Raw genomic sequence first — 13,788 nt, 5'->3', positions numbered from 1 at the left:
CGTCCTCTAAAATGATCCGCATGGTCGCAGTGCCCGAATCCCACACCGGATGGACGTTCATCACCAGCCACGCCCGTGTCCTGGCAACGGTCGCCGACAACCCGAACGCCCGCATCCGTGACATCGCCGCCCATTGCCGGCTCACCGAACGCGCCGTGTCGCGGATCATCTCCGACCTCGAACGGGACGGGTACCTCTCCCACACCCGTAACGGGCGCACTAACACCTATCGCATCGAACCGGACAAGGTGTTGCGTCATCCCGCCGAAGCCGGCCTCCCCGTCGCATCGCTGCTCTCCCTGCTCGTGCAGGACGAGACCGACCGCACCGGCGCCCCCCGTCAGGGCGCACCAACAGCCCCAGCTGGATGACAGCGCCGGGCACCTGGCATGACCGTCATCCGGCAAAGGAAAGCCGCCGACGTCCTGCCATCAGTCGGCCGCCGGCACTGCCTCGCCGCAGGCGGTGCCTGACTGGTCGGACGGCTGGGGGATGACGGCGCGGATCCCGCGTCGGCGGAGGTGACTCCGGATCGCCCGTGATGAGTACGCGCGGTCCGCCAGGACGCGGTCTGGGCGAGTCCTTGGCCTTCCGGGTCCGCTTCGCGGAACATGAATGGCGGTCATGACGGTCTCGGAGGCCGGGGCATCGCCGGCCTGGCCTGCGGTGATACGAAGGGCCAGAGGCCGTGCACGGCTGTCGCTGGCCAGGTGAACTGCGGTGCTCAGGCCGCCGCGAGAGCGTCCGCGGGCATGGTCGTCAGGTTCGGCCCCGTCTGGCGGCGCTTTTTCCTGGCACCGGCAGCGTGCTGGTGGGCCGGGGCAGACGGTGGAGTCCACCGAGACCGTCCAGCCGATGTCGGCATCAGCGTCAGCCTCTGCCAGGACTGAGACGAGAATGCGTTCCCAGGTGCCGTCCATAGCCACCTGATCAGGCGTTTGTGGGCTGTCTGGAACGAGCCCGGTTCGTCGGGCAGATCCCAAGAGGCGAGCAGGTGCGGTTTTTCCACGCGATGGCCTCCAGGGTTCGGCAGTGATCAGCCCACCGTCGGCCGCGGACCGGATCGGCCGGCATCAGCGGCGCGATCCGGTCCCACATCGCGTCAGCGATCACCAACCGAACGGACACATTCGATCAACTGACCAACCGATCAAAGAGACACGCTCCAGTCCCGTCAGGCCCGTCGGCCGGCGTATATGGCGGCGTGAGCAGGGCACTCAGGAGCGGAGGGAAACCCGGCTCGTTGATGCCGCAGCGTTGTTCTGCAGCCCGCGACTGCGGCTCGACTGCACGTTCGAGGGAGAGATCATCCGTGCGCGCTGTCACCGTCCGCCCCCTTGCCGCACAATCGCTGGAGATCCGGGAGGTTCCCGAGCCCGTGCCCGCCCACGATGACCTTGTCGTCGAGGGACTGGCGGTGGGGGTGTGCGGCACGGACAAGGAGATCGTGGCGGGCGAGTACGGGTGGGCGCCGCCGGGCCAGGAGCGGCTGGTGATCGGCCATGAGTCGCTGGGCCGGGTGCGTCAGGCGCCACCGAACAGCGGATTCGACACCGGAGACCTCGTGGTGGGGGTCGTGCGCCGTCCGGATCCGGTGCCGTGCGGGGCGTGTGCGCGGGGCGAGTTCGATATGTGTCGCAACGGCCGCTACACCGAGCGGGGCATCAAGGAGCGCGACGGCTACGCCAGCCAGCTGTGGACCGTGGAGAGCGACTACGCCGTGAAGCTCGATCCTGCGCTGGAGCGGGTCGGGATGCTGTTGGAGCCTGCGAGCGTGGTCGCCAAGGCCTGGGAGCAGGTCGAGCGGGTGGGCGGCCGCGCCTGGTTCGAGCCGCGGCAGGTCCTGGTGACGGGGGCCGGCCCGATCGGTTTGCTGGCCGCCCTGCTGGGTGTGCAGCGCGGACTCGATGTGCACGTCCTGGACAGGGTCACGTCGGCCGGAAGCCGACTCTGGTGAGGGACCTCGGCGCCACGTATCACAGCGAGGACATCGACCAGGTCATCGCCGAGGTGCGTCCCGATGTGGTACTCGAGGCGACCGGTGCTGGGCGCCTGGTCTTCGCCGCCATGGCGGGCACAGCGCCCTATGGCATCGTGTGCCTGACCGGGGTCTCCCCACGTGGCCGGCAATTGTCGATCGACGCCGGCAGCATCAACCGGGAGCTGGTCTTGGAGAACGATGCGGTCGTCGGCTCGGTCAACGCCAACCTGCGCCACTACCAGCAGGCCGCGGACGCCCTGGCCAAGGCGGATCCGGGCTGGCTGGAGCGGATAGTCACCGACGGGTGCCGCTGGAACGCGCCGCCGAGGCGTTCACCGCTCAGGACGAGGACGTCAAGGTCGTCATCACCCTCACCGCGGACGTCTGACAGTCACGCCTGCGGTCTGGCCCGCCTGCGTCCAATGTGTCGGCGTCGGGCACGGTGTGAAGACGGTCGATTGGGACGGTCGGGCGGCGGCTTCGTCCTGGCGCCCGTCTCTTTCAGGATCCTCCGTCTGTCGAGGTCGGACAGACGCCGGCCTCGCTTCGCCTGACTCGCTCCTGACCAGCGTCTGTCATCCGTCGGGCTCGGCTGCACCTCCGCACCGTACGCTGTGGCGGGGTCGATGGGGCGGACCACGGCTGCTGTTCCGCGCGGCGGTCGGGTCGATCGGGATGGCGCGGTCCGGGTCCTGGCTGGTGTCGCGCGGCTCCAGGCCCAGACAGTTGGTGCGTTCGGCGCGGGTGACGGCGACGGGGGTGCGCAGGCGGCAGGTGACGGGGGTCAGCCGGCGACTGCACGCGCACCAGGAGGCTGCCGTCACCAGGGACGGTGACGCCGACGAGGCGCCTGCTGGCGTCCTGACGCGCGGGAAGTAATCGGGTCGCGCCTTGGTGGAGCCGCGTCCTACCCTGCGCGTCATGGCAAAGGCACCCGTTCTCACACCCCAGGCGGCCGACTTCCCCCGCTGGTACCAGGACCTGGTCAGCAAGGCCGAACTGGCCGACAACGGGCCGGTGCGGGGAACCATGGTCATCCGACCGTACGGGTACGGCCTGTGGGAGCGGATGCAGCAGGAGGTGGACGCCCGGATCAAGAGGGCCGGGGCGCAGAACGCGTACTTTCCGCTCTTCATCCCGCAGTCGTACCTGACGAAGGAGGCCGAGCACGTCGAGGGCTTCGCGCCCGAACTGGCCGTAGTCACTCATGGCGGGGGCAAGGAGCTGGAAGAGCCCGTCGTCGTCCGCCCCACGTCTGAGACGATCGTCAACGACTACTTCTCCAAGTGGGTGCAGAGTTACCGCGACCTTCCGCTGTTGATCAACCAGTGGGCGAACGTTGTCCGCTGGGAGCTGAGGCCGCGGGTGTTCCTTCGTACGACGGAATTCCTGTGGCAGGAAGGCCACACGGCACACGCCACCTACGAGGACGCCCGGGACTACGCCGCACACATCCACCAGGAGGTGTACGCCGACTTCCTGGAGAACGTCCTCGCCATGGATGTCGTACCCGGTCGCAAGACGGTCAGGGAGCGGTTCGCCGGTGCGATCAACACGCTCACCCTGGAAGGCATGATGGGCGACGGCAAAGCCCTCCAGCTGACCACAAGCCACGAACTGGGCCAGAACTTCGCCAAGGCGTTCGATACGCGCTACCTGTCGAAGGACGGCCGTGAGGAATACGTCTGGCAGACGTCATGGGGTTCCACGACCCGGATGGTCGGCGCACTGGTGATGATGCACGGCGACGATGACGGCCTTCGCATCCCGCCGCGTCTGGCGCCGGTTCAGGTGGTCATCGTGGCCGTCAAGGGTGACGACGCGGTCCTGGACACGGTCCGCGGGCTCGGTGACCGGTTGAAGACGGCTGGTATCCGCGCCCACGTCGACGACCGCACCGACACGCCGTTCGGCCGTCGCGCGGTCGACTGGGAGCTCAAGGGGGTGCCGGTACGGATCGAGGTCGGGCCACGTGACGTGGAGAACGGGACCGCCGTGCTGGTCCGCCGCGTAGCGGGAACCAAGGAGCCGACGCCGATCGGGGCACTGTCCGAAATCCTGCCCACGGTACTGGAGGACGACCAGGCGCTTCTGCTGGCGCAGGCTCGTAAGCGTCGCGACGACCGCACCGTCGACGTGACCACGGGCGAGGAGGCTGCGGAGGCGGCGAGCACCGGCTGGGCGCGGATTCCCTGGGAAACGCTGGGCGTGGAGGGTGAGGCCAAGCTTGCCGAACAGGGCGTCACCGTGCGCTGCTTGGTCGCCGCAGACGGTTCCGTTCCCGAGAGCGACGACCAGCCTGGCAACATCGCCGTCGTGGCACGCGCCTACTGACCCTGGTGAGACGGACGCTGCTCCCCCTGGCTACCGTGGGCGGCCTCACGGCACGGCCCGCATCGCCTTGCGCAGCGCAAGGCGCAGCGATCGGACGTTCCAGGTTCTGGTCCGGCGAATGAGATCGGCGTGGGCATTCACACGGCGCCGAGAAAGCCCGGATCAACGCCGTCGAACTGTCGGCATGAGTCCCGGGCTACGCCAAGCAGCTCTCTCATGGATACGGCACGGCGGCTGGCCGCGGAGATGTCCTGGCGCGCCTCGGCAGACCACAACGGCGGGAACAGTGACAGGCCCTGATTACCGCCCAGCGCCCAGACCTCCTCGTGCCAGCCGGGCCAGCGCAGAGCGGCGTAGAACTCGTCGAGCGCCCCGGACACCACCCAGGCCAGCCACGTCGGGTGACCCACCCCCAGAGCCTCCCAGCGAAGGGAATCCGGAGCGAAGTAGACAACCTCACCGGGCTGGCCGGCGGCGGCGGGAGCAGCGCCGCTGAGGGCGAAGACGCCGCCCAGCACGTCGTGTGCCACCACCAAGCCCGTCTCGAGCCGCCACGCTGGGTCGAACGTTCCAGGGAACTGATTTACGCGAGCCAGGCTCGGCACCCCGTGCGCGGCCCCACTTACCGGGCTGCCAAAGACTCGCAGCCATCCGTTGTCCACCAGCAGACCCCCGCAGTGCAACGCCACCGCACCCAGGTAGGACCTGGCAGTGACCTGCAGCTGAAGAATTGACGCCCTGCCCAGATCACCATCGAGCGGAAGCACCTCGACAGACACCGGACTTGCATCAAGTGTCTCCTTCAGCTCAGGCCAGGCAGGTTCTTCGACATCGATCAGCTGGCTCAACGCACGCATGCCCGCATCGTCGCACCTGCACTACGCATCCCAATAGGCAGGTCGCTCCGGTGAGCTCCCCGCCTATCGAGATGACCTCGAAGTAACCATGCCCCCCTTCATACGTGTTGAAAGGGGCGTACGGTACAGGGCTGGTGCCAGGTGGTGACGTACGAGCTGGCCGGGTAGTCAACCGCATCCACACCATAGGGCGGGGTCCGCTCACCGCGGGGCGCCCGGCGCTTCCCACAGGGTGCGCGGGATATTGGGGGCCGGGGTATCACCCCTGGGTTTCCTCGCGAAGCTGCAATCGGCGCCAGTTACGCAGGCGGCGCATCCTGCCGGTGATCTCCCGCAAGGGCGCCCCGAACATCAAGGGCCTCGGCAAGCTCCGCTACGTCGTCCAACAGACCTTCTCGCTCCTGCACCGCTTCAAGCGCCTGGCCGTCCGCTGGGAGAGACGCCTCGTCCTGCGCGACGCCCTGGCCTCACTTGCCTGCGGCCTCACCTGCTGAAGACGCGTCAAGAACAGGTAGCGTGATCATTCTTCGGCTCAGACGAGAGGGCGAGGGCTGTTGCCAGAACACAGGGTGCGGGCGAGCGAGCTCTTGACCGAGCACGAGGTCGAACTGCTTCGGCGCTCCCTCCTTGAATGGGGCGGTCCAACGCGGTGCAGTGACCCCCTCGCCGTCGGCATGGGGTTCGCGGACGCTCAAGATCTGCTTGATCAGTGCCGCGTGCTGAATCTTGCACTCGGTGAAGATGCTCCGCTCAGGGCAGTGGACTGGGCACGGATGCTCCTGGCAACAGAGATCGTCTTTGTCAGCGACCTTGCTGGCTCGGGCGTCGAATGGTCAATGACCACGGGGTTCACCGACGAGGCCACGATCAGGACACTGCGGTCAATCCAGCGCAAGCTTGCCGGCACCGTGAGGCCAGCGACGGGGCCAGGTTCCTCCCCGTGGGGCATGTGCCGCAGCAGTAGCGCGGTAAGACATCAAAGCGCCACTACTTAACCAAACTGTCCCCGAAACAGGGGAGACGCCAGAGCACACCGAAGCACTACGCCGAGAAGTGACCGCCGGCCCGGCCCGCCCGGCCCCGACGGAAAGCCGCCGCAAGAATCGCCACGACCACGCCCCCAAAGGCCCAGGCACCGAGGATCCAGAACGCTCCAGTGGTGGCACTGCCTCCGAAGTAGACGGTGTTGCGCACCACGGTCGTCCCCGCCCCGGGAGGCAGCGCCTGCCCGATGGCCGCCCAGAAGGGAGGCAGAAGGGATGCGGGATACACACCACCAGAACTGGGATTACCCAGAACGGTGAAAATCAGGATGGTGAGTCCCAGGCCTACGGTTCCGGCCACGGACTGAAGGGCGACGCCGACCGCACCGGAGGCGAACACCACGAGCGTGCCCATGCCGACGAGTTCCCAGAATGATCCGGGCAGGCAGTCGAGAACGGGGCCCACGATGAGGGCTCCCCCGACGCCTGAGACGAAGGCGTAGGGAACCATGGCCGCGAGACGCACGAGGGTGCGGTGCAGGGTGGGGCGTTTGGAACCCGCCGCCATGTTCAGGGCGGACGCGGCAAGGTAACCGCCAATGGTCCAGCTCAGGACCAGGTAGAAGGATGACAACCCTCGAAAGTCTCCGGCCGCGGGCGGGCGGAGGTCGCGGACGACGATCCGGCGTTCTTGCGCGCGGGCGACGTCCTGCAGAACCCCGGTAGCCGCCGTCGCGGCGGACGGACCGCCTGCGGAGGCGACGAGCACGGTGTCGGTCGGTCCCGTCGGAGCCAGGAGGAGGACGGCGTCCGTACGCCGGTCCAGCAAGCGCGCCCGCGCTTCGGCACGGTCGCGGACAGCCGTGACGTGAAGCGGATCGCCGGGCAGGGCGTTGAGCCGTTCCACCGCCTCTCGTTCCGCCTCGGGAGGCGCCACCAGGGTGACCGGGATCTTGTGCGGCTCGGGAGCGTGGAAAGCGCCCATGTAGGAGAGGGCGAAGCCCAGTTGCAGCAGGAGCACCCCGAGCATGACGAGTGCCGCCCGGGCCGTGATGGCGTCACGCAACTGCGCGCCCGCACCCTCCTCGACCGGTGTCGACCTGCCCGTTGCACCCGCCACCTGGACTCCCCTGCCGCGGTTGAGAACATGCAGCAGCCCATCCTGCCCCGGCCCCCTGAAGCTGCTCCGCGAACACGCACGCGGACGGCGCTGTGCGACCCGTCCGGGCGAACGTCGGACTTGAACGTCCGGGAACTGTTCACGCTGGGGCGTCTACGGCAGGCATGTTCCTTGGTGAAGGCCGCCCGCGGTCTGACCGTCACCGAGGACGAAAGGAGCAAGCCGGCCACCTGCAACCCAGGCGATGCGAGCAAGTGCAGGGTCCCGGTCTCGGACAATTCGCCGCTCCGCCACCGAACATGACGGGAAATCGACATGACAGGTGCATGACTTATCAAGGCGCCTCGGCGTACCATCGCATGGCCCGGACGGGGGCGGCCGACGGTGCGCCGGCCCACCGGACAGCTGAGCCACTCCTTCGCTCCACCCGGCCCCGCCGGGGCCGGCCGGACTCCCCCCACGGAACAGGAGCAGCGATGCCCTTCACCACTTGGATCAAGGCAGGCACGTCCGCGACGGCGCTCGTTCTCGCGACGGCGGGCGCCGCGTCCGCCGCTCCGGCCGTCGAAGAACCCAGCGCCCAGGCTGCGGTAGTAACCCTCCGCTACGACGACAGTCGTGCAGCGGGCTGGGAAGCCGCCATCGCTGCCGGGGTCGCCTCATGGAACGCCAACGTCAGCAACGTGAGGCTGGTGGAAGCGGCGCCTGGCGGCGCCGCAGAGATCGTGATCGTCGCGACGACGGGCTGGCCGCAGGCCACGCTCGGTCCCGTCCGGCCCGGCCGCCAGGTCCGCGTCGAACTCGGCAGTCAGGCCGTCAGCGACGGCTACAACAAGACCCGGATCGCCGCCCACGAACTGGGACACAGCCTCGGTCTGCCGGACACCAAACCGGGCCCGTGCTCCCAGCTGATGTCCGGCTCCAGTGCCGGCACGGCCTGCACCAACGCCGTCCCCAACGCCACCGAACGGTCCCGCGTGCAGTCCAACTACACGAGCGCCCTCGCCCTCCCGGTCGTCACGGACGGCCGGACACTGACCGACGCGCCCTGACCCGACGGTCGCGACCCGACACCTGAACCGGGCGGACCGGCGGCCGCGCCACCCGGTGCGCCGGTCACGCCTGTCAGAGTACGGAAGCTGCCCCTGCGACAGTGGCCGTCGTCGCTGTCACGGGTGGCGGTCGTGCCCCGACGGAGAGGGGGTACGGCAACAGCGTTGCCATCTCAAGCGGGCGCACGGCGCGTGGCATCCGGACAAGGCCAGGGCGGGCGGCAGTCGCGCTCGTCGGACTCGTGGACGAGATCCTGTCTGCCGCGCATCCGGTCAGTCGGGTCACGGTCGGTCTGCGGACAAGCCCTCACGCCGGCGCAGCGCGGTTCGCCTGAGCTGTTAGATTGGGAAGGAAGACAGGTCGCTGATCGAGGAGTCACAGACGTGGTGGGTGAAGACGACATCTCCGGGTGAGATCCGGATCTGACGGCCACCGGCCGGCGCCAGGAGCGCTGCCGGAGTGGTCCGTCTCGTCGTACCCCTTTCCACCGTCTGCCCAGGGCAGATGTTCACGCTCTGCCCTCCGTGCTTCCGAGGTTCTTCCATGTCCGACGCAGCCATCGCCTGCTCGAACGTCTCCTTCGCCTGGCCCGACGACACCCCGGTCTTCCACGACCTGTCGTTCTCCGTGGCCCCCGGGCGCACCGCCCTGGTCGCGCCCAACGGCTCCGGCAAGACCACCCTGCTCAAGCTGATCGCCGGTGAACTCACACCCACGACCGGATCGGTCTCCGTCAGCGGCACCCTCGGCTACCTTCCGCAGAGTCTGCCCCTGACCAACAGCCTCACGGTCGCCGAGGTGCTCGGCATCGCGGAGGTGATCCGCGCGCTGGACGCCGTCGAGTCCGGCGACGTCGACGAGCAGCACTTCGCCACCATCGGTGACGACTGGGACATCGAGGAGCGCACCCGCGCGCAGCTCGACCGCCTGGGCCTGGGCGACCTCACCTTGGACCGCAGCCTGAGCACGCTCAGCGGTGGCCAGGTCGTCTCCCTCGGCCTCGCCGCCCAGTTGCTCAAGCGTCCCGACGTCCTGCTGCTGGACGAGCCCACCAACAACCTGGACGCTCAGGCCCGGCACAAGTTGTACGACGTGCTGTCGGACTTCAACGGCTGCCTGCTCCTGGTCAGTCACGACCGCGCGCTGCTCGACCGCGTGGAGCGCATCGCCGAACTCGGCGGCAACGAACTGCGTTTGTACGGCGGCAACTTCACCGAGTACGAGGAGGCCGTCAGGGCCGAGCAGGAGGTCGCGGAGAAGAACATCCGCAACGCCGAGCAGGAGCTGAAGCGGGAGAAGCGCGAGGCGCAGCAAGCGCGCGAGCGCGCCGAGCGCCGCGCCGGCAATGCCGCCAAGAACCTCAAGAACGCCGGTCTGCCGCGCATCTTCGCCGGCAACATGAAGCGGGGCGCGCAGGAGGCCGCCGGCAAGTCCGGCACCCTGCACGCCGCCCGGGTCAGCGAGGCCAAAGCCCGCCTGGACGAGGCCGGGCGCGCGCTGCGCGAAGAGGTGCGCCTCAGCCTGGAGCTGCCCGACACCCAGGTGCCGGCCGGCCGCAACCTGTTCCTCGGCGAGGGCATGCAGGTGAGCCTTGGCGACGCGGACGTGTTCGGAGCGGGCGGCGTCGACCTGACGATCCGCGGCCCGGAACGCATCGCGCTCACCGGACCCAACGGTGCCGGGAAGACCACCCTCATGCGCTTGATCACCGGTGACCTCACCCCCGACAGGGGCGAGCTCAAGCGCAACGACGGCCGCATTGCCTATCTGTCCCAGCGGCTTGATCTGCTGGACCTGGACCGCACCGTGGCGGAGAACTTCGCGGAGTTCGCTCCCGAGCGGCCCGAGGCGGAGCGGATGAACCTGCTCGCCCGCTTCCTCTTCCGGGGGCCGCGCGCCCACCTGCCGGTCGGGGTGCTCTCCGGCGGTGAACGGCTGCGCGCCACTCTGGCCTGCGTACTGTGCGCCGAACCGGCCCCGCACCTGCTGCTGCTCGACGAGCCGACCAACAATCTCGACCTGGTGAGCGCCGGCCAGTTGGAGAGCGCGCTCAACTCCTACCAGGGCGCCTTCATGGTGATCAGCCATGACGAGCGGTTCCTCGCCGCGATCGGGATCAGCCGCTGGCTGCGGCTGGCCGACGGCGTGCTGGCGGAGACGGGAGCCCCCGGGGTGTGAGCCGCAGGCGTGTGACCTGCCCCGCGCCCGAGGGTCCGCGCTCGGTGGGCCGGGCACCGACCAGCTCGGACGGACACCCGTGCCCGACCCGCTCTGATCGCCCGCGCCCGCGGGCGCGGCCTCGGGCGGGCGGACGTCGAGTGCTCGCCGGCGTCTCCCTGACCACTTCCCCGGGCCGCCTCATCGGGCCCGGGAAGTTCCATCACGGTGCACCGTTCGGCTTTCTGGCGACATACCCCTCGGCCAGGACGGTGACTATGGGAGAACTCCCCGCGCAGCCGAAGGGATTCGGGGATCCTTGTGATCGTGACCGAAAGTTTGAGCGATACCGTTTCAGACAGTGAGCTGAGGGCGCTTTTTCGGGTCCTGGACGGACAGCGACGCCACGTGCTCGGCATCCTTGACGGACTCGACGCCAAGGATCTTCGACGGCCCGTGCTGCCCTCCGGATGGCACTGCCTGGGGCTGGTCCAACACCTGGCGCTCGATGTGGAGCGGTTCTGGTTCCGCGCAGTCGTGGCCGGGGACGAGGAGGTCATTCATGGCCTGACGAGCGGCGACGAAGCGTGGAGGGTGGCCCCGGACGTACCGGTCAGTGAAGTACTCGACCTTTATCGCCGGGAGGCGGAACTGGCTGATGCCGTCGTCGCCGCTGCCCCTGCCGACGCCGCATTGGCCTGGTGGCCCCGCGATCTGTTCGGTGAACCGCACCTGCACACCGTGCGCGACGTTCTGCTGCATGTCATCACCGAGACTGCGTGCCATGCAGGTCACCTGGACGCAGCTCGAGAGCTGATCGACGGCCGCCGCTGGCTGGTCCTCACCTGAGCATCAGCGGGTCCCGTCGGCGGCTGGGACTACGGCTACGGCTTCGAAGCCCTCGGAGCGCTGCGTCTCTCAGCGGGTGTCGCGTCGGTCCTCGGTGATCCAGCGGGCGGCGGGAAGTCCGGACAGAGCGGGTGCACACTGGACATCGGGCATGCCCGACTGCGAGGTGGTGCAGATGCGCAGCCGTTTCCGGGACGACCGGGGGCTGACCGTGCGGATGGGTGTCACGCTGTTCCTGCTCGGTCTGCTGTACGTGGGGTTCGTCGCGGCGCTGATCGTGCTGCTGAAGTCCTGGGTGCTGGTCGTGGTGATCGTGGCTCTGCTGTTCGGGGCGCAGTACTGGTTCTCCGACCGGATCGCGCTGTTCGCGATGCGCGGCCGGGTCGTCGACCGGGACGACTACCCGGAGCTGCACGGCGTGGTCGACCGGCTGTCGGTGCTGGCCGACATGCCGAAACCGGTGGTCGCCGTGTCGTCGATGGACATGCCGAACGCGTTCGCGACGGGCCGGACCCCGGACAAGGCCGTGATCTGCGTGACGACCGGCCTGCTGCGGCGGCTGGAGCCCGCCGAGCTGGAGGGCGTGCTCGCGCACGAGCTGTCGCACGTGGCGCACAAGGATGTCGCCGTGGTCACGATCGCGTCCTTCCTGGGCGTGGTCGCGGGACTGCTCGTGCGGTTCGCCTTCTACTCGCAGCTCTTCGGCGGCGGCCGGCGGGACCAGAACACCGTGGCGCTGCTCGCGATCGTCATGGGCGTCTCCGCGGCGGTGTACACGCTCAGCTTCTTGCTGGTGCGGGCCTTGTCCCGGTACCGGGAACTGGCGGCGGACCGGGCCGCCGCCCTGCTCACCGGGCGGCCCTCGGAGCTGGCGTCCGCGCTCACGAAGGTGACCGGCGACATCGCCCGGATACCAACCCAGGATTTGCGCACGGCTCAGGCTTTCAACGCCTTCTACTTCACCCCCGCTTTCGGCGCCGATCCGGGCCTCGGACGGCTGTTCGCCACCCATCCCAGCTTGGAGCAACGGCTCGACCAGCTCGGCCGTATCTCCGCGGAGCTGGGCGAGGCGGCACTGCCCGGAAACCCCTGAGCGGCCGGCCATGAGGCTGCTCGACATCCTGCTCGGCCGGACCAGGGCCGTGGGACCGGACCTCGACCGGCTCTTCGCGCTGCCCTCAGCGGCGGTGAGCCTGGAGGCCGCGACCGGTTTCCGGCCCACCGGCCACGGTGCCGTGTGCTTCGCGACGGTCGAGGGCGCGGCCTTCGAGCAGACGCACCGCGAGGTCCGCGCCCTGCTGGACGCGGACGTCGGCCGGGTCCCGGTCGAGCTGAGCCGCGACTCCTACGGATACTCCTGGCTCGTCTCACGTCGTTCACCCGACGAGCTGTCGCTCCTGGTGAACGACGTGCACGCGGTGAACACGGAGCTGGAGGCCGGCGGTTTTGGACCGCAGCTCCTCTGCTCACTGGCCGGCTTCCGTGACGACGGCGGACGCCGCGTCGCGCTGGTCTACCTGTACAAACGCGGCACGTTCTACCCCTTCGCCCCACTACCCGGCGACCGCCAGCGACGGGACAACGTACTGGAGCTGCGGATCCGGGCGGTGCTCGCCGGGGAGCTGCCCGTAGAGGGTGACCTGGGCCGCTGGTTTCCGGTGTGGGGCGCACCGGGGCTGTGGGAGTGAGCCCGCACCAGGGCGCGGTGGGTCACCGGGCTTCTCAGGTGGCGGTGGGCCAGGTCCGCAGCAGGGCGGCGATCTTCCCGGCGGTGCAGGCCGGGTCCAGGAGGAGGTCCTTGAGGGCCACGGCGTTCTCCCGAGTGGGTTTGACCGTGATCCCGGCGGCCTCGAGGTACATGACACCGGTGGCGGCGGCGACGGCCATGTTGGAGCGTTCCAGCCAGCGGCAGCGGCCCAGGGTGTGTACCAGTGCAGCGGCCTTGGCGTAGGGGCCGTCGTAGACGGATTGTTCGAAGAGCACGGCGCGGTGGCGGGCGACCGCCGACACAGGGACGCCGTAGTCGTCGGGGGCCGGATCGTTCACGCCGGCGGCTTCGGCGACCTGCAGGATCCAGGGGACGTCGATGTTCAGATTCATCAGGCGGCGTGCGCTCCCCGAGCGCTCCGCGGCTGCTGGGCATCTTCGGCGCCGTCGAAGATCGTCTGGTGCTCGGAGAGGAAGCGGGCGGCGGCGTCCACCGCGCGTTCACGCAGACCGCTGGCGTCGTCCTGCACCAGCCGGGCGAGATAGTCCCCGATACTCAGACCCAGGTCGGCGGCGCGCTTCTTCGCGAGCTCCGCGACGTCCTCGTCCACCCGTGCACCCAGTTGCGTCTTGGCCATGCCCGCATGGTAACAGCTGTTACCGCGGGTCGAAAAGGACATGCGGCCGATCCCCGTCGATGAGGTTCGGCGAACGGTGTGCGACCGGTGCGGCGTCCGTACGACGACT

Annotated in this window: 15 protein-coding genes; 10 read left to right on the top strand and 5 right to left on the bottom strand. The window is 68.9% G+C overall.

Translation table 11 applies throughout. The features are described from left to right. The first annotated feature begins 20 nt into the window (after positions 1-20). The gene (locus tag F3L20_RS18920; protein WP_150155380.1) at positions 21-371 is read left to right on the top strand and encodes a helix-turn-helix transcriptional regulator; all 351 of its coding nucleotides are present in this window, start codon (positions 21-23) and stop codon (positions 369-371) included. A 60-nt stretch (positions 372-431) separates the two neighbouring features. Here the strand turns inward: F3L20_RS18920 and F3L20_RS34760 are convergent, their stop codons facing one another. Next, on the bottom strand, positions 432-920 hold the full coding sequence (locus F3L20_RS34760) for a transposase (protein ID WP_431193164.1): 489 nt from the start codon (positions 918-920) through the stop codon (positions 432-434). Positions 921-1,312: 392 nt separating this feature from the next. On the opposite strand from F3L20_RS34760, the gene F3L20_RS35455 reads away from it, so the two are divergent. From F3L20_RS35455 to proS, 3 genes are all read left to right on the top strand, one after another. Further along, entirely contained in the window at positions 1,313-1,957 is a 645-nt protein-coding gene (locus F3L20_RS35455; protein ID WP_346768026.1) for an alcohol dehydrogenase catalytic domain-containing protein, read from the top strand. Further along, positions 1,954-2,535, top strand: a complete 582-nt coding sequence (locus F3L20_RS35450) for a hypothetical protein (RefSeq protein ID WP_346768025.1) — start codon at positions 1,954-1,956, stop codon at positions 2,533-2,535. The genes F3L20_RS35455 and F3L20_RS35450 overlap by 4 nt, the downstream gene beginning before the upstream one ends. Positions 2,536-2,902: 367 nt before the next feature. Continuing rightward, entirely contained in the window at positions 2,903-4,315 is a 1,413-nt protein-coding gene (gene proS, locus F3L20_RS18905) for a proline--tRNA ligase (RefSeq protein WP_150157410.1), read from the top strand. A gap of 137 nt (positions 4,316-4,452) precedes the next feature. On the opposite strand, the gene F3L20_RS18900 is transcribed toward proS, so the two are convergent. Further along, positions 4,453-5,172, bottom strand: a complete 720-nt coding sequence (locus F3L20_RS18900) for a DUF2625 family protein (RefSeq protein WP_150155379.1) — start codon at positions 5,170-5,172, stop codon at positions 4,453-4,455. Positions 5,173-5,495: 323 nt separating this feature from the next. Here F3L20_RS18900 and F3L20_RS34030 point away from each other — a divergent pair, with 323 nt between their 5' ends. Further along, on the top strand, positions 5,496-5,666 hold the full coding sequence (locus F3L20_RS34030; RefSeq protein ID WP_167534554.1) for a hypothetical protein: 171 nt from the start codon (positions 5,496-5,498) through the stop codon (positions 5,664-5,666). 547 nt (positions 5,667-6,213) lie between these two features. Here the strand turns inward: F3L20_RS34030 and F3L20_RS18890 are convergent. Beyond that, positions 6,214-7,275 (bottom strand): DUF3533 domain-containing protein, encoded by a 1,062-nt coding sequence (locus tag F3L20_RS18890; RefSeq protein WP_150155378.1) that lies wholly within the window; start codon positions 7,273-7,275, stop codon positions 6,214-6,216. Between the two features lie 476 nt (positions 7,276-7,751). On the opposite strand from F3L20_RS18890, the gene F3L20_RS18885 reads away from it, so the two are divergent. The 5 genes from F3L20_RS18885 to pspAB all read left to right on the top strand — a co-directional run bounded on the left by F3L20_RS18885 (position 7,752) and on the right by pspAB (position 13,022). Next, positions 7,752-8,327 carry a snapalysin family zinc-dependent metalloprotease gene (locus F3L20_RS18885; RefSeq protein WP_150155377.1) on the top strand — a complete coding sequence of 192 codons (576 nt, stop codon included), beginning with the start codon at positions 7,752-7,754 and terminating at the stop codon, positions 8,325-8,327. A 544-nt stretch (positions 8,328-8,871) separates the two neighbouring features. Beyond that, positions 8,872-10,506 carry a ribosomal protection-like ABC-F family protein gene (gene abc-f / locus F3L20_RS18880; protein WP_150155376.1) on the top strand — a complete coding sequence of 545 codons (1,635 nt, stop codon included), beginning with the start codon at positions 8,872-8,874 and terminating at the stop codon, positions 10,504-10,506. Positions 10,507-10,812: 306 nt separating this feature from the next. Continuing rightward, on the top strand, positions 10,813-11,334 hold the full coding sequence (locus F3L20_RS18875; protein ID WP_431193163.1) for a DUF664 domain-containing protein: 522 nt from the start codon (positions 10,813-10,815) through the stop codon (positions 11,332-11,334). A 175-nt stretch (positions 11,335-11,509) separates the two neighbouring features. Continuing rightward, complete coding sequence (htpX, locus tag F3L20_RS18870) at positions 11,510-12,427, top strand: zinc metalloprotease HtpX (RefSeq protein WP_150157409.1); 918 nt, start codon at positions 11,510-11,512, stop codon at positions 12,425-12,427. Between the two features lie 10 nt (positions 12,428-12,437). Then, positions 12,438-13,022 (top strand): PspA-associated protein PspAB, encoded by a 585-nt coding sequence (gene pspAB / locus F3L20_RS18865; protein ID WP_150155374.1) that lies wholly within the window; start codon positions 12,438-12,440, stop codon positions 13,020-13,022. Positions 13,023-13,056: 34 nt separating this feature from the next. Here the strand turns inward: pspAB and F3L20_RS18860 are convergent, their stop codons facing one another. Both F3L20_RS18860 and F3L20_RS18855 read right to left on the bottom strand, forming a co-directional pair. After that, positions 13,057-13,434: a fic family toxin-antitoxin system, toxin component gene (locus tag F3L20_RS18860; RefSeq protein ID WP_150155373.1), complete on the bottom strand. Its 378-nt coding sequence runs from the start codon at positions 13,432-13,434 to the stop codon at positions 13,057-13,059. Further along, positions 13,434-13,679 (bottom strand): hypothetical protein, encoded by a 246-nt coding sequence (locus F3L20_RS18855; protein WP_150155372.1) that lies wholly within the window; start codon positions 13,677-13,679, stop codon positions 13,434-13,436. Before F3L20_RS18855 ends, F3L20_RS18860 begins: the two co-directional genes overlap by 1 nt. Positions 13,680-13,788 lie beyond the last annotated feature (109 nt).

This window comes from Streptomyces tendae, assembly GCF_008632955.1.
Classification (GTDB): Bacteria; Actinomycetota; Actinomycetes; order Streptomycetales; family Streptomycetaceae; genus Streptomyces.
This window is presented reverse-complemented; position numbering and strand designations above follow the sequence as displayed.